Annotated in this window: 30 protein-coding genes; 13 read left to right on the top strand and 17 right to left on the bottom strand. The window is 65.5% G+C overall.

Going from position 1 to position 24,418, the window contains the following annotated elements:
- Positions 1–9: 9 nt before the first annotated feature.
- The 7 genes from AC3WTE_RS14410 to AC3WTE_RS14440 form a co-directional block, all read right to left on the bottom strand.
- On the bottom strand, positions 10–636 hold the full coding sequence (locus AC3WTE_RS14410) for an MspA family porin (protein ID WP_492438802.1): 627 nt from the start codon (positions 634–636) through the stop codon (positions 10–12).
- 319 nt (positions 637–955) lie between these two features.
- Entirely contained in the window at positions 956–1,516 is a 561-nt protein-coding gene (locus tag AC3WTE_RS14415; protein WP_492438476.1) for a hypothetical protein, read from the bottom strand.
- A gap of 155 nt (positions 1,517–1,671) precedes the next feature.
- A complete protein-coding gene (locus tag AC3WTE_RS14420) occupies positions 1,672–2,070 on the bottom strand; it encodes a hypothetical protein (RefSeq protein WP_492438478.1) in 399 nt (132 codons plus the stop codon).
- A complete protein-coding gene (locus tag AC3WTE_RS14425) occupies positions 2,063–4,201 on the bottom strand; it encodes a site-specific integrase (protein WP_492438480.1) in 2,139 nt (712 codons plus the stop codon). The genes AC3WTE_RS14420 and AC3WTE_RS14425 overlap by 8 nt, the downstream gene beginning before the upstream one ends.
- The gene (locus AC3WTE_RS14430; RefSeq protein WP_492438482.1) at positions 4,198–5,892 is read right to left on the bottom strand and encodes a hypothetical protein; all 1,695 of its coding nucleotides are present in this window, start codon (positions 5,890–5,892) and stop codon (positions 4,198–4,200) included. The genes AC3WTE_RS14425 and AC3WTE_RS14430 overlap by 4 nt, the downstream gene beginning before the upstream one ends.
- A 140-nt stretch (positions 5,893–6,032) precedes the next feature.
- Positions 6,033–7,526 (bottom strand): site-specific integrase, encoded by a 1,494-nt coding sequence (locus tag AC3WTE_RS14435; protein WP_492438484.1) that lies wholly within the window; start codon positions 7,524–7,526, stop codon positions 6,033–6,035.
- A 75-nt stretch (positions 7,527–7,601) separates the two neighbouring features.
- On the bottom strand, positions 7,602–7,760 hold the full coding sequence (locus AC3WTE_RS14440) for a hypothetical protein (RefSeq protein ID WP_492438486.1): 159 nt from the start codon (positions 7,758–7,760) through the stop codon (positions 7,602–7,604).
- A gap of 97 nt (positions 7,761–7,857) precedes the next feature.
- Between AC3WTE_RS14440 and AC3WTE_RS14445 the strand changes: the two genes are divergently transcribed.
- From AC3WTE_RS14445 to AC3WTE_RS14455, 3 genes are read left to right on the top strand one after another with little or no spacing between them, the layout of a single operon-like run.
- Positions 7,858–8,169 carry a hypothetical protein gene (locus AC3WTE_RS14445; protein WP_492438488.1) on the top strand — a complete coding sequence of 104 codons (312 nt, stop codon included), beginning with the start codon at positions 7,858–7,860 and terminating at the stop codon, positions 8,167–8,169.
- Positions 8,170–8,191: 22 nt separating this feature from the next.
- On the top strand, positions 8,192–8,800 hold the full coding sequence (locus tag AC3WTE_RS14450) for a hypothetical protein (protein ID WP_492438490.1): 609 nt from the start codon (positions 8,192–8,194) through the stop codon (positions 8,798–8,800).
- Between the two features lie 22 nt (positions 8,801–8,822).
- A complete protein-coding gene (locus tag AC3WTE_RS14455) occupies positions 8,823–9,638 on the top strand; it encodes a phosphotransferase family protein (RefSeq protein WP_492438492.1) in 816 nt (271 codons plus the stop codon).
- Positions 9,639–9,642: 4 nt separating this feature from the next.
- Here AC3WTE_RS14455 and AC3WTE_RS14460 read toward each other — a convergent pair whose 3' ends face one another.
- On the bottom strand, positions 9,643–10,257 hold the full coding sequence (locus tag AC3WTE_RS14460) for a hypothetical protein (RefSeq protein WP_492438494.1): 615 nt from the start codon (positions 10,255–10,257) through the stop codon (positions 9,643–9,645).
- A 267-nt stretch (positions 10,258–10,524) separates the two neighbouring features.
- Here AC3WTE_RS14460 and AC3WTE_RS14465 point away from each other — a divergent pair, with 267 nt between their 5' ends.
- Positions 10,525–11,247, top strand: coding sequence for a hypothetical protein (locus tag AC3WTE_RS14465; RefSeq protein WP_492438496.1), 723 nt, complete (start codon positions 10,525–10,527; stop codon positions 11,245–11,247).
- A gap of 60 nt (positions 11,248–11,307) precedes the next feature.
- Here the strand turns inward: AC3WTE_RS14465 and AC3WTE_RS14470 are convergent, their stop codons facing one another.
- Positions 11,308–11,604, bottom strand: a complete 297-nt coding sequence (locus AC3WTE_RS14470; protein ID WP_492438498.1) for a type II toxin-antitoxin system Phd/YefM family antitoxin — start codon at positions 11,602–11,604, stop codon at positions 11,308–11,310.
- Positions 11,605–11,770: 166 nt separating this feature from the next.
- Between AC3WTE_RS14470 and AC3WTE_RS14475 the strand changes: the two genes are divergently transcribed.
- The 3 genes from AC3WTE_RS14475 to AC3WTE_RS14485 are packed head-to-tail and all read left to right on the top strand — an operon-like array spanning position 11,771 to position 13,385.
- Positions 11,771–12,403, top strand: coding sequence for a hypothetical protein (locus tag AC3WTE_RS14475; protein ID WP_492438500.1), 633 nt, complete (start codon positions 11,771–11,773; stop codon positions 12,401–12,403).
- Positions 12,403–12,948, top strand: coding sequence for a hypothetical protein (locus tag AC3WTE_RS14480; RefSeq protein ID WP_492438502.1), 546 nt, complete (start codon positions 12,403–12,405; stop codon positions 12,946–12,948). Before AC3WTE_RS14475 ends, AC3WTE_RS14480 begins: the two co-directional genes overlap by 1 nt.
- Complete coding sequence (locus AC3WTE_RS14485) at positions 12,945–13,385, top strand: hypothetical protein (protein WP_492438504.1); 441 nt, start codon at positions 12,945–12,947, stop codon at positions 13,383–13,385. The genes AC3WTE_RS14480 and AC3WTE_RS14485 overlap by 4 nt, the downstream gene beginning before the upstream one ends.
- Before the next feature lie 5 nt (positions 13,386–13,390).
- On the opposite strand, the gene AC3WTE_RS14490 is transcribed toward AC3WTE_RS14485, so the two are convergent.
- The 4 genes from AC3WTE_RS14490 to tnpA all read right to left on the bottom strand — a co-directional run bounded on the left by AC3WTE_RS14490 (position 13,391) and on the right by tnpA (position 15,804).
- Positions 13,391–14,641, bottom strand: coding sequence for a hypothetical protein (locus AC3WTE_RS14490; RefSeq protein ID WP_492438506.1), 1,251 nt, complete (start codon positions 14,639–14,641; stop codon positions 13,391–13,393).
- Positions 14,642–14,730: 89 nt separating this feature from the next.
- On the bottom strand, positions 14,731–15,033 hold the full coding sequence (locus tag AC3WTE_RS14495) for a toxin (RefSeq protein ID WP_492438508.1): 303 nt from the start codon (positions 15,031–15,033) through the stop codon (positions 14,731–14,733).
- Positions 15,030–15,257 carry a ribbon-helix-helix protein, CopG family gene (locus tag AC3WTE_RS14500; protein ID WP_492438509.1) on the bottom strand — a complete coding sequence of 76 codons (228 nt, stop codon included), beginning with the start codon at positions 15,255–15,257 and terminating at the stop codon, positions 15,030–15,032. Before AC3WTE_RS14500 ends, AC3WTE_RS14495 begins: the two co-directional genes overlap by 4 nt.
- A 118-nt stretch (positions 15,258–15,375) precedes the next feature.
- Entirely contained in the window at positions 15,376–15,804 is a 429-nt protein-coding gene (tnpA, locus tag AC3WTE_RS14505; protein ID WP_492438511.1) for an IS200/IS605 family transposase, read from the bottom strand.
- Positions 15,805–15,845: 41 nt separating this feature from the next.
- Between tnpA and AC3WTE_RS14510 the strand changes: the two genes are divergently transcribed.
- From AC3WTE_RS14510 to AC3WTE_RS14525, 4 genes are all read left to right on the top strand, one after another.
- Complete coding sequence (locus tag AC3WTE_RS14510; protein WP_492438512.1) at positions 15,846–17,105, top strand: RNA-guided endonuclease InsQ/TnpB family protein; 1,260 nt, start codon at positions 15,846–15,848, stop codon at positions 17,103–17,105.
- Between the two features lie 439 nt (positions 17,106–17,544).
- Positions 17,545–17,832 (top strand): type II toxin-antitoxin system Phd/YefM family antitoxin, encoded by a 288-nt coding sequence (locus AC3WTE_RS14515; RefSeq protein WP_492438514.1) that lies wholly within the window; start codon positions 17,545–17,547, stop codon positions 17,830–17,832.
- The gene (locus AC3WTE_RS14520; protein WP_492438516.1) at positions 17,829–18,086 is read left to right on the top strand and encodes a Txe/YoeB family addiction module toxin; all 258 of its coding nucleotides are present in this window, start codon (positions 17,829–17,831) and stop codon (positions 18,084–18,086) included. Before AC3WTE_RS14515 ends, AC3WTE_RS14520 begins: the two co-directional genes overlap by 4 nt.
- A gap of 230 nt (positions 18,087–18,316) precedes the next feature.
- Complete coding sequence (locus tag AC3WTE_RS14525; RefSeq protein ID WP_492438517.1) at positions 18,317–18,871, top strand: hypothetical protein; 555 nt, start codon at positions 18,317–18,319, stop codon at positions 18,869–18,871.
- Between the two features lie 61 nt (positions 18,872–18,932).
- Here the strand turns inward: AC3WTE_RS14525 and AC3WTE_RS14530 are convergent, their stop codons facing one another.
- The 4 genes from AC3WTE_RS14530 to AC3WTE_RS14545 form a co-directional block, all read right to left on the bottom strand.
- Complete coding sequence (locus AC3WTE_RS14530) at positions 18,933–19,424, bottom strand: hypothetical protein (RefSeq protein WP_492438518.1); 492 nt, start codon at positions 19,422–19,424, stop codon at positions 18,933–18,935.
- Between the two features lie 60 nt (positions 19,425–19,484).
- Positions 19,485–20,285, bottom strand: a complete 801-nt coding sequence (locus AC3WTE_RS14535) for a hypothetical protein (protein WP_492438519.1) — start codon at positions 20,283–20,285, stop codon at positions 19,485–19,487.
- A 130-nt stretch (positions 20,286–20,415) separates the two neighbouring features.
- Positions 20,416–20,835, bottom strand: coding sequence for a type II toxin-antitoxin system VapC family toxin (locus AC3WTE_RS14540; protein WP_492438520.1), 420 nt, complete (start codon positions 20,833–20,835; stop codon positions 20,416–20,418).
- A complete protein-coding gene (locus tag AC3WTE_RS14545) occupies positions 20,832–21,089 on the bottom strand; it encodes a FitA-like ribbon-helix-helix domain-containing protein (RefSeq protein ID WP_492438522.1) in 258 nt (85 codons plus the stop codon). Before AC3WTE_RS14545 ends, AC3WTE_RS14540 begins: the two co-directional genes overlap by 4 nt.
- A gap of 166 nt (positions 21,090–21,255) precedes the next feature.
- Between AC3WTE_RS14545 and AC3WTE_RS14550 the strand changes: the two genes are divergently transcribed.
- Positions 21,256–21,918 (top strand): hypothetical protein, encoded by a 663-nt coding sequence (locus AC3WTE_RS14550; RefSeq protein WP_492438523.1) that lies wholly within the window; start codon positions 21,256–21,258, stop codon positions 21,916–21,918.
- A gap of 19 nt (positions 21,919–21,937) precedes the next feature.
- Entirely contained in the window at positions 21,938–24,412 is a 2,475-nt protein-coding gene (locus AC3WTE_RS14555; RefSeq protein WP_492438525.1) for a hypothetical protein, read from the top strand.
- The last annotated feature ends 6 nt before the right edge of the window (positions 24,413–24,418 follow it).

Below are 24,418 nucleotides of genomic sequence, written 5' to 3' on the forward strand. Positions count from 1 at the left end.
TGCCATCGGTTACAAGTCCTTGGGTTCGCCGTAGAGGGTTTGGGTGTCGTTGCCGTTGTCGGTGCGCACCCGGATGGTGGTGTAGGACTGGATTTTCACCTGGCCACCGCAGCCATCAGCTTCGATGTTCTGATCGCGCAGATTCGACACCGCATGCATGCTGCGCAGACTGATCCGATCCATCGGAACTTGCGCCAGCCCACCAGGTTTCAATAGCACCCGGATATAGCCGCCCAGATGTTCCTGCACCCCGAGCGTGGCCCCGGCCGACGCGCCACCGAAGCCGCCGCCCCCGCCGCCACCACCGCCGGCACCGCCCTGGCCCTGTCCGAACCCGCCGCCGTACACCTGGCCGTTGATCTGCTGGTACGGGTTGATGCCGATATCGGCGCCGACCTCCACACCGGGTGAGGAGTCGGTGCGGCACCCCACGAAATAGCCAGATTCGAGCTGGGCATCTTGGATCGGCGCGCCGCCGGTGCCGGTGACCCGGGCCTCTGAGCGCAAGGTGACTCGGGCCTGCCACGAGTTGGATGCGCCGGCGAGGTTGTCGATGTGGTTGATGACCTCGTTGGTGGTGTTCACATCGACCACCCAGCCGTCATCGGTGACGAACTGCGTCCACCGATCCGGCATCGGCTGCGGATCAGCAACCACCACCGGCGCGGTGATCAGGCATCCGGATGCGATGACAGCGAACACCACCGAACCAGTACCCACGGGACGACAAATTCCCATACCGACACCCATGCAATGACCTTCCCCCCGCGAAATCTGGCCAAGCCCCCGCTTGCCATCATATTTCGCTTACCGGCCGAACGGTCCCACACTCCTTGGCACCCGTCAATACGAGTCGCGTAGACGTGGCGCAGCGAACATTCCGTGGATACGGGCGCCGGGTCTTGCCGGTGACAGCGATCACCGCGGTGCGGTCCGCGGGTCCCCGTCGACTGCGTCAGCCTGTGGATGTGTGGCTGCGGCCGTATCTCCGGCTGGGCCACAACCACCGCGGCCCCCGCATCACTGTGTTAACGATCGCGGGGGTGAATCCGGGATTGCTGTGTAGCAGCACAGTGACCTCACTTGGCCCGGACACCGGGTAGTCGCCCGAGGCGTCGGGAAAGCAGATGACGTCGATCTGGTTATCGACCAACACGCTGATCGACAAGATGGCCGGGGCGCCAAACATCAACTGGCGACCGGGATTATGCGCATCGCCGACAGCCAGGACTCCGCTGGCGATCTCGAGTTGCCCTTCGAACGCCAGGATGCCTAGTCCCCGGGGGTCGGTGCCGGTGAGCACCCGCACGCGCACGAGCCGGCCGGCCACGGCGCATTCGTCGATGTTCATGGTGTGCACCCATAGGGCGTGGCACGGCAGCGGCGGGTCGTGATCGATGTCGGGGTGCACGTAGGTTCCGGGGATGCCGTGGGCACCAACATCCTCGATCACCACCACGGCGCCATCGGGCGCGATCTCGGTGTCGCACAACAGACTATGTGTCTGCGTTCGCATAGCGGCCCCTTTAGTCCACTACCGTTTCCCGGGTGCCCAAACTCCGGTTTTCATTGACGCTACGCGCCCCATCTGGCCGGTGCACTTGATTCGGGCGGTGAGGATTGTGGAGCTTATGGTGGCGATGGGGCATCTGACTTCAGGGCCCCGGACGCCTAGCTGCTTGGGTCCTGATCGGTGTGCAGGATCGCCAGTCGCGGTGGTGGTGGTGCGGCTGCGGCGGCGTGCAGTTCGTGGATAGCTCGGGCGTACGCGGCAACTTGGGAACGTAGTTGCCGGTTATCGACACGTAGCCGGCTGATGGTGTCTTGTGCGTCGCGCAGTTGCTTTTCGAGGCCAGTAAATGCGACCGGTATCGGGCCGATAGCTTTGACGCGGCAACGAAATTCGTCGGCCAGGTCGGTGTGTTTGTGGGTGAGTACCCAGCGTTTCACACCGGCCTCGTTGGCCAGCTGCAACACTGACAATGCGCCGGTGGATCGTTGTGGTGTGCCATCGAGGAGCCGCTCCATGGCGCGGCGGATAGCTGCGCGTTCGGCGTCGGTGTCAGCCATCGTGGGCGGTCCGGGCGGCGTCGTGCTGGCCGATGATCGCGCGCAGGCGTGCCAGTTCGCCGCGGTCCCGCGCAGCTCGTGGCGCCGGGGCTAGCGGATCAGTGAGGATGGTTTCCAGGTGTCGGGCCTGCTCGACCAGGACGGCGACGTCTCGGTCGGTGTGGGCCACGTTGGCGCACTGAGGTCGGCAGTCGGATAGATCGGGTGTGCGCCGCGTGTCGGTGTCGTTGCGGTGTGTGCGGCATGCCGCACGCTGCGGGTTGAACACACAGGTCATTCCTTCGCCGGGATAAATCTGCAGGTCGGGGTTCGCATCGAGCTGTCTGGCGTCACGCCGGGTCAGGCTGACTCGGCCGGCGAATCGCTGCGCGCCGGCGACGCGATGCCGGTACTCGGTCGCCGAGGGGCCGGAGACGTGTTCGCCGTCCTCGAGGTGCTCGTGTGCCTGGGCGAGTGCGTCGAGTGTGGCGAGTAGTTCTTCGAACGTGAGGTCGTCGGGAAAACCGGAGGCGTAGGTACCGGCGTAGCCGATGGTCATCTGTATCCGCAAGTGGCCGTACTGGATGGCTGCGGCCACCAGTCCGCGGGGCTTGCGGGCGATGAACCATGCGAGGGTCCGGCGGAACTGGCGCGGTTGAAGCGCCGGATGGTCGGAGTCGATCGGAATCGCATCGTCACGGCGGTGCTGGCGGCAGTAATCGTTCACCCAATCGCGAAACTCATTGAGGTCCTGAGAGATTTTGCTGCTGGTACGGGCTTTGCCGCGTCGGTTGCGTACTTTGGCGGGCCAGGGCGGTGGATCGAGCCGGTTCGGGAACAGCAGCGGTTCGTCGTGCAGGCGTTCGAGGACGGCGACGGCGGTGGCCACCGGTTCGGCGACCACCCACGGGTCGGGCCGGATTTGTCCTTGCGCCACAAGGGCGCCGGTGTCATCGCGCGCGTTCTTCCAGTGCCTGCCGGTCAGCAGAAGAATGCCGCTGCCCGGATCCCGATGGATGCAGCCGCGTTCGAGCGACAGGACTTCGCCGGGCCGCATCCCTGACAGATAGGCGATCACCACGAAACACGCCGCCGACAGATGCCGCGCCAGGGGCCGCACCTCATCAACGTTGATCGGATGATCACGCCAGAGTTCGCCGTTGATCGTGCCGGCCGGGAGCAGCAGCAACGGCCGCGCCTCGCGCACCGCAAGGCCACTCGCATCGAGCACGTCGTCCCAGGCCGACGGCGTGAAATCTTGCGCGCGCAGATTCATCAGGCGCATCAGATATGGGTAGTTGTAACCGAGGGCGCCGGTGGAGGGCGATGGCGTCACCGGCAGCGCGATGTTCAATCTACTGAAGGCCCGCACCAGCTTTCGCAGTTCCGGTATCGCGTCGCTGCCGGTGCATGGTTGGTTACGGCCGACCCCACGGCGGTCACGTGCGGTCATGCGCCTGCCTTCGCGTGCCGCCTCGGTAATGTCCCCGGCGAGGTCCTCGATGAACCGCAGTGACCACGCCAGAAGCGGATCCATGATGTCGGGGGCGATCCGCGGGGTCATCAATTCGTATGACCTGGCGCCCTCTAGCAAGTGGTGGAATCGGTCCCCGCTCCACAGGGGTGGTTCGGGCAGCCGGTCTTGCTCGTCGAGAAGGGTTTGGTAGATCCAGATTTTCTGCACCGCTCCCAGCAGCGCCATCTGCTGCTCGCGGGTGTAACCCCCGTCGCGGACCGCGTCGAGGTAGTCGTCGAGGTCCTGCGGTGTCACCTCACCCAAGCGGCGCCGACCCTGCGATGCCAGCCAGTTGACGAACGCACGCAGATACGGCCAGTCGCATACCACGGTGAGGACCGCAGGCCGCGGTGCCGATGGGCGCAGCGGCGTCACGGCCGGTCCGTCATAGTTGATCATCAGCCAGCACACGTGTTTGAGCGCAGCACGGAATGTTGGATAGACAGGATCGAACGTGATCGAGCACGCGCCGTGGTGCGGTGCGAAGACCGCCGGACTCAGATCCCAGCGGGCGTCACGGTAGCGCGAGAGCGCTGCGAGGTTCGTGTCGGGACGCACGGGGCGATCACCCAAGACCACCGAATCGGGACCAGGAATCCATTGCTGCCGTTCATGTTCGGCTGCGGCGGTAGTCATCGGACATCCAATGCCTGAGCGAGGAACCGGTCCACGAGCTCGTGTTGTTGGTCGGTGAGCTGTTCACGGGCGTCGGCGATCATCGCCGGCGGGTAGCGGCCCGTGATGTCCGCCAGTTGCGCTACCGGTCCGGCGAACCGTTGCGCCCACCGCAGCGGTGTCATTTCCCGCGCTTTGTCCTGCAGCCGGTCATGGACGGCCACGATCACCGGCAGGTGTGCCGGCGTCGCCCGCGCGCACGGACAGGACAGGCACATCAAAAACGACGCGGTGCAGGGCTGTCCCGCCTCGGTATGCGGCCCAGCAAAAAAATCCGTGCATCCGGCCAACGCGGTATCCAGCCGGCCCGCCAGAAGATCGTCCAGACGCCCCGGTGTGATATTTAGTTCCGCGGCAACCTGTTCGGGCGCGCTGCGGGCACGCTGCACCTGCTGGACGGTCACGGTCTGCACCCTGACCTGCTGGCGCGCCGCCTCCACACGTTCGGCCAACGTTTCGGCCACCACCTGCTGGTATTGCGCGAGATTGCCCCGATCACGCGCGAGATAGTCATTGGCTAAGGTCTGTTCGGTATGGGCGACCGGCTGCTGATGAATTTGCAGCCACGTCAGACGCAGTCGGCGGGTATCGATCGCCGACACTGCCGCCGCCGGCCCGTGTGCACCCGCAGCCGGGGTCTCAAACTCTTTGGAACGCGCCCACCTTCCCACGGCGCCACCGGTCAGCCGTGGCCGGAAACTGGTCTCGGATTTGGCCGTAAAGTAACCGAACGCCAGATCACTGCCCGTGCGGGCGCGCACCGGCTCGGACAGTTCCCGCACGATTTCATAGACCCCGAACGCCGACGAAACATCCACCGCTGCACCGCGGTCGGCGCCGGCGTCCGTCAGCGCGACGTTCATGTGCGCCCGGGTTCGGCCGCGGCGCGGCTTGGTGATGTCCACCAGCGCCGATTGCCGGCGATCGCCCTGCGCGGCCGGGCGGTGCGCCGCAGCGGGCAACTCCAGAATCGGCGACAAGTTATGGCCCGTCAGACAAATCAGCAGGACCGCAGCGGCCGACATGTCCCAGATCGTCGGGTACAACTCGGCGAACAGGGTGTACACGCCCCCGTGCCGCAAGATGCGCCGATTAGTGCGCCCCGACGGGTACTTGGGGACATCATCATTGCAGTCCAGAAAGTCCAGCAGCGAGCCGTGCTCCCAGCGGTGCGGATCGCGCTCGTGGTCAACTCGCCCAGCCTTCCAATCGGCCAACAATGCCCGCCCGTCCCGGATCCGGCGCACCGCGTCGCGTACATCGGCCTTGGCGATGGCTGTGATCTTGTTGAATTCCTCGGCCGAATAGGCTTGCAGCGGTACAGGTTCGGCGTGGACCTGGGTTCTGCGGGTACGCGCAAGAAATTCCGCCGGAACCTCGGTGCATCCCTTCGCGAAGTTTCTCAACGTAACCATCTGCGTCTTGCGTGCGCCGACCCGCATCGACAGAATCCACCCGTCCCACTGCGCCCCACTTAGCTCGGCCGGCGACGCAGGCGGATGCTCCAATGAACCGAGATACGCAGCGAACGACCTGATCGCCGTCATCAACGCCCGCACCGAGTGCTCGGCACGGTAGGGTCCACCTGGACGAGTTGCGGCCACAAACCGGTCGATAAACCACCGCTGCATCACCTCCGATACCGGCAGCACGGTGAAGTCGAATTCCAGGACGTACCTGCCGTGCTCGGGATACACCACCACCCTGCCCGGCGCCGCGCCGCGTTCGTCGCGCCCGACCGGTGACCGATATACGCTCGCCGGCAACGCCGCGCGACGTCCGCTCGCCACCGCTAGGCCCGCACCGGGTCGGTGAGCACCAGTCGGTGGTTGGCGAACATCTCCGCCATCAGCCCCGACATGGCCGCCCCGTGGGCGTGCTCGATCAGCAAGTCCACATCCAGGTCCCGGAACGGCTCCAGATAGATGTTCATCGTGGTCGCCACGTTCCGGTGACCCAGCAGCGTCATCACGAAATACCACGTGTCCCCGAACTGGGCGCGGAAATCGCGCATCTCCTCGGCATCCAGGTGCGCAAATCGCTTCTCGTACAACAGCCGGCCGACCGAGAACCAGCGCAGCGCAAAAGAATGGCGCAGCATGTGCGCTGTCGCGGCAAGTCCCGTCAAACCAGCCCGAGCTACCCGCTTGTTGGCGGCGACAAACGTGTGTTGCCAGCCGTGCGGCACCCTCGGCATGCCGTCTTCATTGAGCCACAACGTCAACGGAACGAGCCCGGACGGGGATTGCTGGAACAGTCGCCGGCGTTCCTGCGGCCCCAGCACGTCCAACGAAACCGTTTTCGCCTCGCCGAGCGGATCGAGGACCTCGATGCGTCGGCCGCCGAGTTGCCGCAGCAGAATCCGCCGGTCTGCAACACGCTCGTACCGACCTGCTGCCTGTGCTCGTCGCACTGCGGCGGCCCGTTCACCTTCGCAGTAGGACAGCGCAGCACTGAGTACGTAGTGGGGCATCCAATATTTGCGTCGCACAACACCTTTCGCGCATGCTGCTGCTAGCTGGCTGGTCGCGAACCCTCGACCGGTCACCTCGGTTGGAAGTTCCAACTGCAGCACACTGGCCCACTCAGTGAGCCGCAAACCTGTGCCGTACAGGCCGTCGACGAATGCACAATCACGCTGCGGGCAATGCCCTCGCCAAGACACAATTTCGCGGCCCGACACATCGACCCCGCGCAACCCCACTTCGTTCCACCGGCGATAGCCGCCCGGGTCCAGCCACTTCACGTCGCGGTCGCGGCCAATCTTCGGTGACGCGCTGTACGCATCCGCTTGTTGACGGTTGGGCCCGGCCTTGATTGGTATCCGAGTTACCGGGTTTCTCACCGCGTATCGATGTTCAGCCCATTCGTAGAACGCGCTGATCGCGACCAAACCGCAGCGGACCGTTCCGCCCGCGACCCGTCGAGGATTCGCAACGTCGTTCATACGCCAGAATTTGAACGCGTCCACCTCATCGTCGGTCGCATCCGCCCAGCAACACCCCACCAAATCCAAGAAACCCAGCCAGATCGCCAGCTGGAGCGCATATTTCGTTCTTGTGCCCTCCGCCGCCCGACGCATCCGATTCGATCTCAGGAACGCATTGACCTCCGTGGCGTAAACGCCATCGGCTCGCAAAATAAACGGCTGACCAGCGCGAGTACCGTTCAGCAGAACTAACTCACGCAGCGGCGGCAAACCCGCCAACACCGGATCCGCCTGGAAGCCATCCCAGCCAGAATCCGGTGCACACCAAAACACCTGCCACCGCGGCATTTCCGACACGCGCGCACCATAACCGCCGACACCGGTGCACGCGGGCGGACCCGCTCATAAAGTGCAACAACAACAGTTGAACGGCTAGAGACCGAACGTCTTGACCCGAAGAGACACGGTATCGAGACGGAAAGCGTCATCGGGGCTGCCCAGAATCGCGTTCAGGTTCACCAGCACGGGCCGGGCCGGCTCAACCACCCGCTGCGTCGACGGCGACATCTCCACCCGCCACGATTCGAACACGCTTGCGAAACTATCCCCGCTGCCGCCACTAGCGCAAGCCACCCGAATCCGCTCCGGGTGGTGGTCAATGTCCATTCATGCTGGAACAATCCAAATCATGAGCGGTGACGATGTATTGAAGCTCGACCCGGGCAAGCTGGCCAACGCGGCCACCAAGGCCAACGCAGTCCTGACCGGCAGCGCACTGGCACCCATTGCCCTTCCACCCGCCGTCGGGGCCACGCCCGTCGACACAGCCCTGCTGTGCCTGGAGACGGAGACCGAGGTCCGCCGCGCCGGAGCCGACAAACTGGACACCACCTGGATGACCAAACAGGCCGCCGCACTGACCGAAGGCCCGCCCGAGCTGCTCCGGCAAGACCAGACCAACGCGGCCAGGACCAACGCCGCAAGCACCTACACCATCTAAGCGACTAAGAGGCCAAAGCCCCGTGACCACCCTGCCGCCGCCGTGGCCCGGATACCCACCCGGACCCGCCCCGCAGCCCGCCGGCCAACCGCCGCGGCGCAGCTGGGGCAGGCTCGCCGCGGCCGCGGCCGGGGGAGCGGTCATCGCCGCGGTGGCGGCCACCGTGATCGCCATCGCCGCCACCCCCAACCGCGCCCCAACCCCCGGGCCGGCGCCGGCCCCGGTAACGGTCACCGCGACCCCGACGACACCGGCCCCGCTGCCGGCGGCCCAGGCCGATGCGAAAACTTGCAGCGCCTACCGCGCCACCGTCGCCCCGGCCTCGGCCGCGATCCAGCAGACCTTGAAGGTCCTTCCGGCAGGGGTAACCATCACCTCCCCGGAGGTCGCCGCCAACCCTGACTGGTCCGCCGCGGTCGACCGCGCCGCCGCCCAGTTCCAGCAGGCCTCCGACCAGCTGGCCGCACAGATCGCCCCCGGCACCAGCCCCATGCTGGGCCACTTCGCGAACATCATGGTGTCCGCGCTCAAAACCATGAGCGTGGCCTACCAAACCCGCGACCCCGACAACGGCGACGACTACAACGTCTATCACTCGACCGACCAAACACTGTCCGCCATGTGCCACTAAGAACGGCCGACGGACAGCAGCTGTGCACGCCCCTGACTGGCTGGTCGACGAATTCACCTCACGCCACGGCGGCGACATACCCACCTTGCTGCGCAACGTCTCCGCACCGGTCTGGGCCGGCGGAAACCTCGTCGCCAAAATGCATCCCACCCCCAGCCAAGCCCGGCACGAGCAGCTCCTGGCCCAACGCTTCCAATCAGCGTTCAACAGGGTCACGGTCCCGCTCGGGGTGAGCGCCCCACCGGATGGCGTAGGCATGCTCAGCTGGTGGCTCCGCCTCCCCGACCACGGGCCCGCAGCACCAGCCAAGGCCATCCGCTGGTTGCGCACCGCGCATGACCACACACCCACCGCGGACCTGCCCACAGCCCTACTCCTGGTCCCCCCGCGGCCGCCGCACCCCGACGCGATCGCCCTGCACGAAGCCTTGGCGCCGTGGCGCCGGCAGGCCCATGATGCGGCGGCCAAACTCGCCGGCCTACCCGCGGTCGTGATCCACGGCGACGCCAACCCAACCAACATCGTCGACTGCGGCCCACCGAGTGCCGTCGCGCTCGACTTCGGCCTCTCCGGACGAGGACCACGGGTCTACGACGTGGCCACCGTCGCCGTCCTTGCGACCGAAACCGGCACCGCCACAACACAACACGTGCTCGACACCTACGGTCACCACCCTGATGTGACACCCACGCTGCTACGGACTGCGGCGCAGCTCGTGGCGATCAACCGTGCCCAGGCCTGCACCTGGGTGCCCTGGCTCGACGAAGGCTGGAGCCGACTGCATGCTCTGCGCGAGCAACGCCCGTTCCTGTTCGCCCCGGACGACCACCCCAAATAAGCGCCTACCGCACGCTCGGCCCGGCGAGCCAGCGCTGCAGGTGATCAACCACCGCCCGCACATCATCGACGGGTGCGCCATGAAACGGCATTAACTGCTGGCGCAAAGCCGTCAGATGCCCGAGCAGGTCCAGCACCCACGGACGGTCGCGGTCTTGAGCTGCGAGTGATTCCGCCAACCACCGGGTCGGGCTCGACTTGAGAGTTTTGTTGACGGGCACCTCGAAGCGCACCGGTTGATCTTCAGGGATCAACCACGGAGCCACGCCCGCGGCGGGTTGCCAGTGAGACAGCTCGCCGGCGAGGTCGAGCAGGACCCAGCTTGCAGCGCGGTTGTGGCACCCAAGCTTGGGGGGAAAAGGCCACCAGTCGGACATCGGGGGATGTCCGACTGGTTTCGGTGCTGCGATCTTCAAGGTCTCTTCGGCATCCTGCACAGTGAATACCAAGCCGCTTACTAGAAGCGAACCGTTCCTGGCGCCGATCCCGGGTGCGGTGATGACGCGGGTCGGCGGCCGATCGGCGACCATCGCCAAAGCTTTCTTGTAGCGGAGTCCCGTCTCCTTCTGGACTGCGCGGGCCGCGCTCTTGCGTGCGTTGTTGCGTTTCTTGTCTGACATCGGTGGGCCTCCAGTCACGCCGGATTTATCGGCGGCGCCCCATGATCGCTCCGACCGGCATCACTACTGGCGTGGCGTTCTGCTACGTCGCCCGAAGGGCTGGCCCGCAAGGGAAGTCAGGCTTCATGGGAGCCCGACGATGGCGGGGTCTCGCCAACGTAGCGCGGCGATTCCCCTCGAATTTAGCACCCTCACGAGTCAATGATGGCGGCCGAACACCACCTCCGAGTGCATATCGGGTCCGCGATATGCCTGTAAATTGCCGACATGAGCACGCGCGTGAGCTCGATCCCCAATCCATGGTTCCACCCCGACTATGAACCGCTGGACCCGTGCGTGCGAGAGTTCGCGGTGCGCGCAGTGGAAGCCAGCGGCGGCGCGGTGGATCCAAGGGAACTCAGCGGAAATCACGATGACCGCCACGCCCACGTCCGCGACAGCCTCACGCGCTGGTTCGAGTCGGTAATCCCCGGTCAGCTCGGTTCACCGACTGACCGCCTGGCGATTGACTGCCAGGCGCACTATCTCACCGGTTGCGAGGGCAGCGGCCGAGCGGTCGAGCTCTGGGGCAAGGCGGTGATCTCACAATTCCGAAATCACCGGGCGTGGCCCGGATGCTACGAAGAGGAATTCGCCTCCCGCGACGTGTACGCGCCGCCTGCTATCGCTGTGCGGGGGATGCAGCTGTACTCGGCTGCACTGACCCATCTGGCGCAGTCGATGGGCTTGACGAGCATTCGGGTTTTCCGTGGCATGACGGGTGCTCGCAAACGCTGGCAGCCGAATGCGCTTGCGAGCGTCGGTTGGAATCCTGCGCACGCAACTGTGCGCGACCACGACGTCAGGTTCGCCGACATCGACCCGAGCGTCATCGCGGGAATCACCGTCGGCCACGAATGCCACCCCATCATCGCTCCGTTCAGCATCACCGCCGGCCCCGGACATTGCCCGGTCGTATTCGAGCAGGGAACGCAACTGCAACGCCAATAATGTGTGGGCGCAGCGGTATTCAAGCAATCGACGCGGGGCGCCGGTATTCGAGATGGAGTCTCACCGATCGGTATCTCCGACGCGGCCGGCATCGTCGCGGCCGTGCTCGACCATCTCCAGCATGGCCTCTCGGTATCCGGGTGACGTGGGGCGGGTGTAGAGGCCGGCCTGTTTGATCTGGGCCAAGGTGATGCCCCGACGGCGCTCGGTCGGCGGCGTGGATGTGGGCTGTCTGGCGATGACGACGCCGGTGTCTTTGCCCCGGACGGTGACATGGAATTCCTGGCCGGCTTCGGCGGCGCTGATGATGTCAGCAGTGTTGTGCCGCAGTTCGCGGATGCCGACCGATTCACTCATGAACCTAAGGTAGGGCCGATGTGGCACAAACGGGCCGCAACGTCTGATCGACTTAGCCCGCCTCGGCTCCGTTGCGCCGGGATGTCAGACCGCCACCACATAATTAGCGCCGAGACAACCAGCGCCACGAGAAAGCGGCGCGCGACCGGCGACCGAGGCGAACGTCATGGCAGGCAAAACCCCAGTGCTGCAACAAGATGCGGCAACTACGGTACTCCAGTACGACCTGTTCGGCGAGATAGAATCCCTCGAGAACGCCACCGCAGCCGCGGCCGCCGACGCAATCGCCTTCATCGTCGAAACACCATGGCCAGGCCTCCTGTCCTGGTGGCTATACCCCGAAGTCGTCGAGGCGCGCCTGGACCGCGGTGAGGTCAAAGCCAACTACCGCCGCGGCCCAAACGGTAATCCCGGGTGGGCGTGGGCGGTGTGGTCCGACGGCCTGCGCTTCGAATCCGGCCAGGCATGGAAAGGCTGGGACTACCGGCCGTCCTGGTGTATTCCCTGGACCGAACTCGACCAGCTGCGCGCGGGTCGCCCCGAGGTGACCGAGCAGCTCCAGGTGATCGCCGCCGGCTACGGCGAGCCCCGCTCACGATCCTGGCGCTGGTGGATGGACCCCGCCGCCCTACACCCCGGTGACCGGCATCCCAGCCACTTGGAAACCGAACGTCAACCCGACTGGTACGACGGCTGCCCGCAGCCCGAGACCGCCTACGCCGACCGGATCGCCGCATGGACCCTCGTGCTGGACGCGGTCCGAACCGGCTCCCTGTCCGTCATCAAGAAAGGCCACTGATGCGCCCCACCATCCCCGCCGCCGCCCTGCTGCTCGTCCCCCTGATGATCGGCCCGCTGGCCCACGCTGACCTACCGGTCGGCCCGGGCCCGACGGAGTACACCGTCCAGACGCAACCGGCACCAGGGACCTGCCACTACCGGACCGCCGCCTCCGGCGACGTCCTACCCGACCCGTCCTGCACACCCGGCGCGGTCAGCCCGAAAGTCACCCAAGACAACATCAGCACCACGGTCTGCCGCAAAGGCTATTCAAAATCCGTGCGCCCGCCGCTCAACATCACCAACCGTGAAAAGCGTTTGAACGCACAGTCTTACAGCTACAACGGTGCACTGTCCCAGGCAGAATTTGACCACCTTATTCCGCTTTCGATCGGGGGAGACCCCAACGATCCGCGGAACTTGTGGGTTGAGCCCGGTGCCTCGCCGAATCCGAAAGACTCCATCGAGAACCGGCTCCTGTCACTGGTCTGCACCGGACGGATGGCCCTGGCGGATGCGCAGCACGCGATCGCCACCGACTGGACCACCGCGGCGCCCAGATGATCTGGGTTCCCTCAGCCGGCGCCGGCCCCAACAGCGGGCACCGCTACCGCGACACTCTGCGGGTCCTGCGCGATCCGGAACTTGCCGAATCTTACGGCGAGGCGCTCGACCGCCTGGAGCAGTTCGCGGCGAATCAGGCTGGGGCACTGGGGGAGTGGGATAAACATGGCCCGGCGCTGTCGGTGTACGCGCAGTGGGCGGTCTACGAGCTGCGGGCCCGCCAGCTCATCGACGACACCGAGGCCGGGGAGCGTCTGCGCAGGCTGGCCCAGCTGCAACGCCGAGGCGGACTCAGCGCGGCATACCTGGGGATTCATCGCGGCAGCCCGTCCGGCTGGACGGCACCACCATGGTGGGGCAGCGACATTCATGCCGAGCACCGGCAAGCCCTGATTGACCTTGCGCCCGAACGCTATTCACATGACTACTTTGCGTGAAATGGTCAGAATGCTTGTATGGCTTCCCATTTCACGCCGTCGGACGAGATGACGCCGTAGTTGCCCGGGTAGGCGGTCGGGCACCACTGGTAGGTCGGTCCGTCGGCGCCGACGGCGGCCAGCTGCTGGCCGCCAGGCACGGATGTCAGTGTCAAAACTTTGAAACCCCTGTCGGCGATCACGTCCGGAAGGGCCGGCATAGCGTGATCGTCGAACGGCCAGATTTCGCCGTCGGCGGCATGCATCAGATCCCTATCTTCCACTGCGGTCATTCCGGCGCCTCGGAGCCACGCCAGGTTCGTCACGGCGTCGGCGTCGGGCGCCGTAACAGTGACGACGGCCGGCGCCGCGTCATCCGGCTCTCCGCGGCGAAACTTCAACCCGACGAACCACTGCTCCGACCACGGCAAAAGATAATTGCGAGCGGTAGCGAGGACCTCGTCGATCTGCACGGGCGCCCCCTGGAAACCGGCGGACACAGCCTCCAGATGCCGGGCCCACCGTGGTGCCGCTATGCCGGACTCGGCGGCGATCCACGACTCCATCGGCGACCGCCCCCACTGCAGCCCGTCAGCGTTCGCCACCAGGATCGCCCACGCCAGGCGCGTCCGATCAATTCCCGTGGCGCCCAACGCATCCGCACGAAACAAAGCCCGTTCGAAGCGATAGACTCCGTGCAACGGGTCGAAACGGGCCCGCGGGATATGCGCCACCGAGCTCCAGGACCCGATACGACGAGCCGCTCCAGAAAGAAATGGTCCAAGGCTCCGACTCGACCGCGGAACCAGCAGCACGCAATTGTGCCTTTGGACGATGACCTGGGCCGCACGCAACACCGAGTAGCCGCCGGCCGCCCGGTCGACGTAGGCGCGCGCATACGAAGCGGCGGGCGGGATCAGCCCTCCCGCCGGGATGGCCGTCGCGCCGGCCACCCGGCGCCCAACGTAGAAGCCATCCGCGGTCAGGCTCTTGAAGGGTCTGACCATCGGTCGCTCAGGGTCGGCGGCCTCTGCCGCGCTGAAGGCCTCGGCAAGAGCCCTCAGGAAGCTGGCCAGGCCGGTTTCGTCAGGGTCGAAGGCCGTGCAGTACTTATTGACCGTCTCCCTGGTGATCGGCATCGCGTCTTCGCAGGCCTCGATCTGGCTCTGGTACTTGTTCGACGGGCCGCCCCGCCGGTCGACGGCATCAAACGATGTCCCGCCCCGCAGAAACCTGATCAGTTCCGCGAATTCACGCCGATTCGTGAAAGTTTCCATGTTTTCCACCATACCCGGAATGGGCGGAAATCACACGATGCTGAGGCTCCCAACGACACATGCACACGCAACCCGGGCGCCGAAGGGCGCTAGGTGACCAGAGCAGTCACGAGGGCCGTTGTTGCACGCAGCGCGGTGATGTCGATGTTGCCGATCGGCTCATCGAGTGCAGCAGTGGGAAGCCACTGAACGAGCTCCGGGAGAGCCACACCTTCGGGCTGCTCTACTCGAACGACGAGCGCCATAGCAGTATCGGGGATTTGGCCCGGAATATAGGGGCAGGTGATGACCCGCCCGGTATCGGCGGCCAAGTGAATCGAATTGGACAGCACCACAACGTAAAACTCATGACTAGTGTCGCGACGTGGGCAAATGTCGCCGGGAGCGATCACAGACCCGCGGCCCGGTTCGCCTGGTAGATCTTCTGCGCGTAGTCGTCGATATTCAGCGCCGGAACAGTCTCGGCCGTGTAGCTCTCGAGTGCGATCCGCAGATGTTCGTGACGCAAGGCCTGCTCCACCAGCTCGGACCGGTTGAGCCCGGCCGCCTTAGCGTCCGCGTCCGCCGCGGCCAGCACTTCTTGATCCACAGTCACGGTCACCTTATCTTTCGCCATACAGTCATCCTACCGATAGTAGGACCGTCTATCTCGATTCTTGCGCAGTGCTCCGTCCTTTAGGACGGGGGTGTAGCGCATCCCGATCTTTGGGTCCCGCGGAGCGGGGGTGGTTGGGTTAGACGGGTCGTTGCTGGTTTTCGATGTATTGCTTGACCACGGTCAGGGGTGCACCGCCGCAGGAACCGGCGAAGTAGGAACCGGACCAGAAGTGTTCGCCCCACAGGTATTTGCGGACATGCGTTGGGTATTCCTGGCGTAGCCGGCGGGCGGTAACCCCTTTGAGGCTGTTGACCAGTTTGGAGATCGCGACTTTCGGCGGGTAGTGCACCAACAGGTGCACATGGTCATGTTCGCCGTTGAATTCACGGAGCTCGGCTTCGAAGTCGGCGCACACCTCGCCCATGATCTGCTCGCATCGGTTGAGCATCGGGCCGGTGAACACACCCCGCCGATATTTAGTGACGAAGACCAAATGCACATGAAGGTTGTACACGACGTGTCTTCCGGTGCGTACATCCTTGTTTGGTTCCCACCGTGGTGACATAAACCAATGATACGGTCGGTGGCGTGGGCCATACTGCCGGGGTGAGCGAGCTGATGGTGGTGAAGCGGTGCGTGAAGTACCCGCTGACCCCGTCACCTGCTCAGGAACGGATACTGCGGCAGCAGGCCGACGCGGGGCGGGCGCTATGGAATCTAATCCACGCCCACCACACGTTTCACGCCCCGTCGCGGAGGTGGCCGTCCTGGGCGCAATCCGATGCGGCGATCCGGCAGGCCCGCAAGGACATTGACTGGCTGGCGCTCCTGCCCGCCCAGGCCGCCCAGCAGGTCCTCAAGGCCTACAAGCAGGCCTGGTCGAATTACTGGAACGGCAGCCACGGCCGGCCGACATGGAAGACGCGCCGGGCCCGGCGCGCGGTCGATGTGCCCCAGGCGCGGGACCTGAATGTGACTCGGCTCAACGGTAAATGGGGCACGGTGGCGATCCCGAAAGTCGGTGCGGTGAAAGTGCGTGTGCATCGCGCCCTGCCTGATCGGGTCACCGGGGCGCGGGTGGTGCTCGAGGCGACCGGCTGGATGCTGGTGGTTCGGGGTGAAAACCAGGTCGTCAAACCCCGGCCGCGGCGCGCTGAGCGGGGCAGTGTCGGGATCGATCGCGGGGTCAGCCACACGCTGGCGTTGTCGGATGGGTCGTTCCTCGATCAGCCCGCCACCCTCACCGCGGGTGAGAAGAAGCGGCTGTACCGGCTCGAGTGCAAGGCCGCGCGTCAGCGGGCCGGCAAGCCCCGCGGGACCAGACCCAGCGGACGGATACGGCGCACCTACTCCCGTATCGGTGCTCTCAAGGCCCGCCAGGCTCGCCGTCGTTACGAGTTCGCCCACCAGGCCACCACGGCGCTGGTCGCCGCAGGGACCGCGGTGTTGGTGGTTGAAGACCTGCGGGTGGCGAACATGACCCGCAGCGCCAAAGGCACCCTCGACGCGCCGGGTGTGAACGTGAAGCAGAAGTCCGGGCTGAACCGGTCCATCCTCGATCAAGGATGGACCCAGATCCTGACGCTGCTGACCTACAAGGCCGATCAAGCAGGGGCGCGGGTCATCCGAGTCCGGCCACACGGCACGTCGCAGACGTGCCACCGATGCGGGAGCACCGCAGCGGGGCAACGCGAAAACCAAGCGGTGTTCCGATGCGCTGACCCGACATGCGGGTGGACCGGAAACGCTGACACCAACGCCGCAGTCGTGATCAGACAACGGGGCCAGGAAGTGGCCTTGCAGGACGTGGAGCCCAACGCCACCAGGCAGGCTGTGAAACGTCAAAACCCGAAAACCGCCGCCTAACAACGGCAGCCAGTACGGAAACCGCCACCTTCAGGAGGCGGAGACTTCATACGACAGCCAGGACCAACGCCCCCACCGCCTCCCTCACCGCCTTCAGCCCGAAAGTTCTACCTGGACAAACCAACACCATCACCTTCGGTACCCCCACCAACGGCCCGATCGGCCGCCGAGACTACGCCGCGGACCTCCCACCCGGCGCCGGCCACCTCGAAGCAGCCGACCCCAAAGACAACTGCTACCTACGACTGGCCGTCCTCGACGACCGTATAGCCAGCCGGCGCCGTGCCATCGAAACCACGGCCGGATCACTGGCCGGCACCTTCGCTCCGCGCTACCTAAACGACCAGCGACAGTACTGGCTCGAATAGCTACTCGCAGTGCCGTACGTAAAACTGGTACGGTGTCAGTACCGTAAAGTCGTACGAATAAAGGTGCCGGCATGACCATCAGTGCAAGCGAAGCCCGACAACGACTCTTCCCACTCCTTGAACAGGTAAACACCGACCACGAACCCGTGCGCATCGCGTCTAAAGCCGGGGACGCGGTGCTTATGTCGGCCGACGACTACGACTCGTGGCAGGAGACCGTCTACCTGCTGCGATCGCCGGAGAATGCCCGCCGACTCATGGAAGCCGTCGCCCGCGACAAGTCAGCCAGTGGGCCCACTCCGGCCGAGTACGCCAAGACGATCGAAGAACTCGAGGGGATGGCCGGCGGATCCGCGTGAGGAGCATCCACTTCGATCCCGCCGCCTGGGAGGACTTCCTGTTTTGGTTAGCATCCGACCGCAAGATGGCCAGACGTATCACCAGACTCATCAGCGAAGTCCAGCGCGACCCATTCGTCGGGATCGGCAAACCCGAACCCCTCAAGGGAGAACTATCCGGCTATTGGTCCCGCCGCATCGACGACGAACACCGGCTCATATACCGAGCAGACGACAATGAGGTCAAGATCATCAAAGCGCGTTACCACTACTGAGCGAGCTGCCGGTGGTCACGCTACCGTCGCTGTATTTTGCTGTGCGCCGCAACGACAACACTCCCCGCCACCACCACGGCACCAACAGCAGCCGCAGTGGCCCGAAAGCCCTAGTGACACAAGCTAACCCATGCGGCAGTCAGCCGGCAGTGGCGCCGCAGTTGACGCTCCGCGTCAGCGGACCAGTAATCGCCGGTTGAATGAAAGAATCAGCGTAGGAAGGATGCCGCGTGAATCAGATCGAGCAGAGCATCGCCGCCGCCCTCGTCGACAACATCGCCGGGCGGCGCCGCTGGGACGAACCCGCCGAACTGTACTGGCTCAACCTGGCCAAAGGACGGATCAGACTGGTCCGCATCCCTGCGATGCAGACCATGTTCACGCTGGGCCGCCCACCAGTGGTGCTCGCCAGCCTGGCCCACGCAGCCACCGACCATCGCCATGAGATCAGACGGTCTGTACCCGTCGGCCTGTGCGGTGTGGCGTTCTTCAGTGAGGCGTGGACCGTCGAGTACCACAATGACGAGGAACTTCGCGAGGCCGTGCGTCGCCGCGACACCGAACCTCTCAGCGCCAACCCCCGCCGCGTTGAACAACGAGCGTTGATCGCCGTCGAACGCAGCGGCAGCCATTTTTACGTGACGCAACCTCGTGGTCCTCGTGGTGGCAACATCCGGACCGACTTCGAGCGACGCGGAACACCCGACTCGCCACATAGCGGTGTGATACCCACGGCACTAGACGATCTGCTCGCGGCCGTTCTCGACGTGAACTTCACCGCGTGACCCAGCCGCAACCCGCTCCTGTCGCTTTCCTCGGCGGCCTGGCGATGTGGCTCGTTAGCTATCAGGGTTTATGCGGCGGTTCGGTCGGATCGATCCGCAACCCGGCTGCACGGAACCCGGTGGCGAGATCGTCGTCTGAGTGGTCACGCCACCACCGAGCAAGCGCCAGGCGTAGCGCGAGGTCCGCCGACGGGCCGATTCCTTGCAGCTTGGCCAGCAGGGCGTCTTCGTCGATGCCGTGGTGAGCGCTGAACGAGCTGAGGGCGCCGAGCCGGCCGGCCCGGGCGATGTGGAACGCGTCGGCCACTTCCCCGTAAAGGATTGGGCCGATGCCCGCCGTGACGGTGGCGCTGTTCATCACTTCGGCGAGCGCTGAGGCTTCGCCGACGGTGAGCGGGATCCGCTGTAGCTCGCGGGCCATGAGCAGGCTATGGAGATTCAGGACGGTCGAGGCGGCTAGGGCGGGGCTGTTGACGCCGGTGAGCTCGGCGAGGTCGTCGAGTTCGTCTTTGAGGTTGGCGGGGACGCTGAGCGTCCAGCGATCGGCAGGCATGGCGAATGGCTCCTGAATGGCGATGGCGCGAGTGGTTTCCCGGGCAGGCCCGTGGTGGGGTTAGAGGTCCGCTTCGGTGATGACGAGAGGCTGGGGATCGAAGTAGGCGTCGCTGTGGATGCCGCCGCTGCTCCACGGGCCGATGCACGCCCACGCGCGGAGGCTGCCATCGGCGGCGCGGTAGACGCCCGGTTCCTCCGACGTGTCGGGCCAGATACCGAACCAGCTGTCGGCCTCGTCGCGGCCGACCTCGGCAACGGCTGCCGCGTAGTCGCTGTCCGCCACGGTGGCTAGGGCCTCGCGCAGATCACGCTTGAGGCGGTCGGTGATCATCGACGTCTCGATGGCTATCTGCTCAGCATCGGCGGCGACGGCAGCGACGATCAGGGCCCGCAGGTCATCGGTCGTGTTGGGGCGGCCCGACGCCTCGGGCGGACTCCACTGGTGACCACAGCCTTCGCACTGGGTGCACACTGTGGCCTGGGGGTCGTATACGTGCGCGGCGACGTAGATCAGTTGTGGCTGCCAGTCGCAGCAGTCGCGCAGCCACGACCGATGCACTTGTACTGCGACCTCCCGGCCGTAGACGTGCGCCACCAGGGTGCCGCCGCTGGTGAGGCCGAAGTTTGCTGAGCCGCCGAGTAGGGCGTCGATCCGATCACGTAAGGGCCGGGCATGTTTCGCTGCGGCGGCCCAGATTGCGTCGTGGTCGGCGATGGCGGCGGCCTCCCATCCGCCGAGATCATCGATGACGGCGTCGATGTCGTATTCGGCGTAGGCGTCGCTGGCCTCGTCGCTGGCCTCGATTGCCCGCACGAGGTCGGCCTCGACGTCCCAGCGGGTGATGGGGGTGGTGCTCATATGCGATCTCCATCGCTCATGCTCGGCAGGGGCGCCGTGCGCTGATGCGACCCACGCTACTGCATGTTGCAACGAGTTGCAATGAATGCGTTGCAATCTGATGGAATTGCCTGTGGACACCCGCCTGGGCTCATCGATCCCAAGGATTGATCACGTCGACGCCAACGCCTTCGAAATGACGAACATTGCGGGTCGCGACAGTTGCATGTCGGGACGCGGCAATACCGGCTATCTGGACGTCGCGAATCTCGACCGATCGTCCTTCGCGCTGCTGGCTCGCGGCGATGGTCCCGGCAGACCGCGCAGCCGACAGATCGAACGACTGCACACGTCCTTCGAGATCCTCGGCAACGAGCTCTTCGAACTTCTCGTCGAGCCGTCGTCGACGCCGACTGGGCGTCAAAAGCTCGATCCCAGTGCGTATCTCGAACACCGTCACCGACGTCGTCCAGATCGATTCGGTGGGCTGGCTGTCGAGCCACCGCACCACCGCCGGATCAGGCATTTCACGCATCAGCGCTGACAGCACGTTCGTGTCGAGCAGGATCATGATTCGTCGAACTGCGCCGGACGGACGGCCTGACCCCGCATCTCGGGTATCTCTTCGCCCTCCGTGAGGCCCGAGCCTTCAAACCGAGCTGCAATACGCGAGCCCAATCGCGCGGGTGGGTCATCGACGTTTCTGACGGCGTTGCGCAGGATTTCGCGGGCTTCTTCCTCGGTGCTGCGGCCGTGCTGGCGCGCCAGTCGCTGCAGCTTGTCTTTGGTGTCGTCTTCAAGTTGACGAATGAGAATCTGCGCCATGCAGACGATGCTATCATGATAGCATCGTCCCGAATCGCCCGTGGTGATATGGAAGGCCTCCGCCGGAATTTCGCCATTTGCGGTTTCCAATGTCCGAACATCCTGGGACAATGCGAAGCAAGGGGCGGTTACCCAGGTTGCCCCGCTACAACGACCGGAGCGCCCGATGACCACCACGAACGACCGCGCGGCCACGCAGGTTCAGCAGTGGCCCGGTTACGCGCCGGGATACCCGCCCCCTGTTGCGCCGGCGTGGCAGCCCGAACCGCCCCGCAGGGGTGGAGGCGGGTTCGCCCTGGTGGTCGCCGCGTTGACCGGCGCTGTCGTCGCCGGCACCGTCGCAGCCCTGGTCACCACCGGTCTGCGGGACACGACTCCGGTGGCCCCGGTGGCAGCTCCGATGACGGTCACGGTGGCTCCGGCCGCCCCGCCGGCGCCGGCCCCGCTGCCGGCAGCCCAGGCCGACAACATCACCTGCGAGCAGGGCTGGAACGGCGCGTTCCAGTTCACTAAGGCTGCGTCCACGGCTCTCAAGATTCTGCCGCCGGGGATGACGGTCCGTGACCCCGCGGTTCGCGCTAATCCGGAGTGGACGGCGGCGGTGCAGAGCGCCGGCGACTACTACCAGCAGGCGAGCGACTTCCTACGCACCCACATAGCCCCTGGGACCACGCCGATCCTGGCATCGGCCGCTAACACGGCGGTGCTGGCAATGTCGTCATTCGGCTACGCGGAGAAGAACTTCGAGCCCGGAGCCCGTGATGCTATCGACGTAGTACATGCATCGGCGGACACGGTGGCGCATTTGTGCGATCGGCTCTCGCCTTAACGGAAAGGTTTGTCGCGCTGTGAGTTTCGGCGAAGTCCCGTTTCCTTCTGGCGAGAATGCCCCTGCGATTCTGACCGGCGCCTGGCCCCTCTCCTTGGTCACGGCCTGGACGGGTTACTCCGAGGAGTTGGGCCGGACCGCTGATCTGTTGTTCCAGCAGATCAACACGCAGCACGACATCAAGGCGCTGCTGGCCGGTCAGTCCGGGGCCTTCATCACCACGGCTCTCAATTTGGCCGCGGGGCGGCAGACGGCGCTGGAAAACCGGGTGGCGTGCTACCGGTATTTGTCCAATCAGGTGTCTTGGGCAGCGAACGAGCTGCATGCGGTGAAATCCGATCTGGCGGATCTCGCGAACAAAGCCGAAAAGGACATCACGGAAGCCCGGAACAAAATGCAGTCCGATATCTCGGCCGCGGGCGGCAACCCCATCGCTATCGCGCTGGCCGAAGAACAGTTCGTTCAGACGTACAGCTCGACGATCGCGAATGCGAAAGCGGCGGCGATGGAGCGGGCGGTGCAAGGGTCGGACACCATCGCCGGTTACATGAAAGATGTGGTGGGCTGGTCGCAGCCGTATGTGAACTCGCTGATGCCCAAGGCTGGTGAAGGCGGGCTTCCTGGCGAAGGGGCGGCGTCCCCGCCGCCGGCCGACATGCTGAAGACCAACATCGAGCAGGTCGGCAAACACGCCGGTGGCGACAGCATGACTAAGGATGCAGTTGCACAACAGGGCGATAGCTTGAAGGATGCGGCGTCCAACACCAACGGCACCGACCCCAGCAAAACCCAAACCGACCAAAACGGCCAAAAGGCCGGCGAGCAGAACGGAATGCACGGCGACCCGTCCAAGAACGGCCAAGTCCAGCCCGAACGCCCGATGAGCCCGCCGGCAACCTCGTCGCCGTCGCCGGCGTCCTCCGGTGGTTCGAGCAGCGGTGGTGGTGCGTCGTCGATGATCTCGCAGATGATGCGCCCGGCGTCTTCGCCCGCATCGTCTGCGGGTGGCAACGCGGCTTCGGGGGCGAATCCGGGGTCGGCGATGCGTGGTATGCCCGGGGGCGCGCCCGCCAGTGGGTCGGGTGCCGGTGCGGGTTCGGGCGGTGGTGCCGGCGCAGGAGGTGCTGGTGGTGCTGGTGCTGGGTCGGGTGCGGGGGCTTCGCGTGCGGTCAGTGCTGCCGGATTCGGTTCGTCCGCTGCGCAATCGGCGGCCCGCATGGGCAGTGGCGCTATTTCCTCGGCGGCGAACATCGCTTCCACCGCGGGTGGTGTCGGTTCGCAGGTCGCGCAAAGTGCCGCGGCCGCGGCGGCCTCGAGTGCGCCTGCTGCAGCCGCCGCCGCACCAGCAGCGGCGGCCGGGGGTTTTGGTGGCGGAGCGCCGATGATGATGGCGCCCGCCGCAACCTCACTGGCTGGCGCAGGCACGGTCGCCAGCGCTGCAGCTGCCCCGGCCGCAGCTGCGCCCGGAGCGGCTACCGGTGCTGCCGTGCCGACGACTGCGGCCGCGGCGGCGTCGACCCCGGTGAGCCTGGCTGCGGCATCGACGCCCACCGGTGGCGGTGTTACTCCGGTGTTTATGCCGGCCACCGCAGTGCAACAGGTCGGATCCGGTGGGGCCTACGGTGACGAGCTGTACGAGCAGGCCACCATGGCCGCCACGTCGGTGCTCAATGCGCTGGTCGGGCAGGCTCGATCGACCGGCTATATCCCGATGACCTGGGCGATGTCGCTGATCTGGGAGCCGACCGGGCTGGTCACTGCGTGGCTGGCCACCAGTGAAGGCCCCTCCTACATTCCTCTCGGTGTGCGTGTCCCCAGCGATGTGCAGCTGGCGGTCAATGACCCGGTCCACGGTGGCCGGTTGTGGCAGGAGGCCTTCGCCGCTGGGGGCGGCGACCCTCTGACGATGCTCGCCCGTCACGCCGAATTGCGTGCCAACGAAGACCCGACCATCCGCCCGCTGGTCATCGCATCCACTCTGCCGATGGCCCGGGTGTCGGACTGGGCCAGCTCCGTGGGCGCCCGCGCAGTCAGCATCGATCCGCGGTCGGTGGATGCCTGCGACCCCAATCCTGCTCTGGCGCACCGGTGTGCGGTGGCGATGCCCTGGGAGTGGCGCCAAGCCAACGCCTTCACCGAGCGGCAGCGGCTGACCGTCGCGGCCCGGCACATGCGGATGGCTGCCCTGGCCGGGCATCTCAACGGGCGGGCTGTCGAGCAGGTCATGCGGTCATTCGAGGAGCAGTCACCGATCCCTGAGCAGCTGTGGCGAGACGTCGACCAGGAACGCAGCATGGCCGCGATCAACTACCGGTCGGCGGATGCGATGCGCGGGCAGGGTGGCGCCGACCCCGAGCGGGCATTCCGGACTTCCCGTGCAGCAGAAGTGATTTCGTGCCTGCGCAACTACAACACGGTCGAAGGATGCGCCGATATTTTGTATGCGACCAGGTTGGCCGGTGCACCGTTGAACCCGGCCGCGGCCGTCGCGTAGGTCGGC

This window comes from Mycobacterium sp. FW102-FHT13B02 (genome assembly GCF_058790275.1).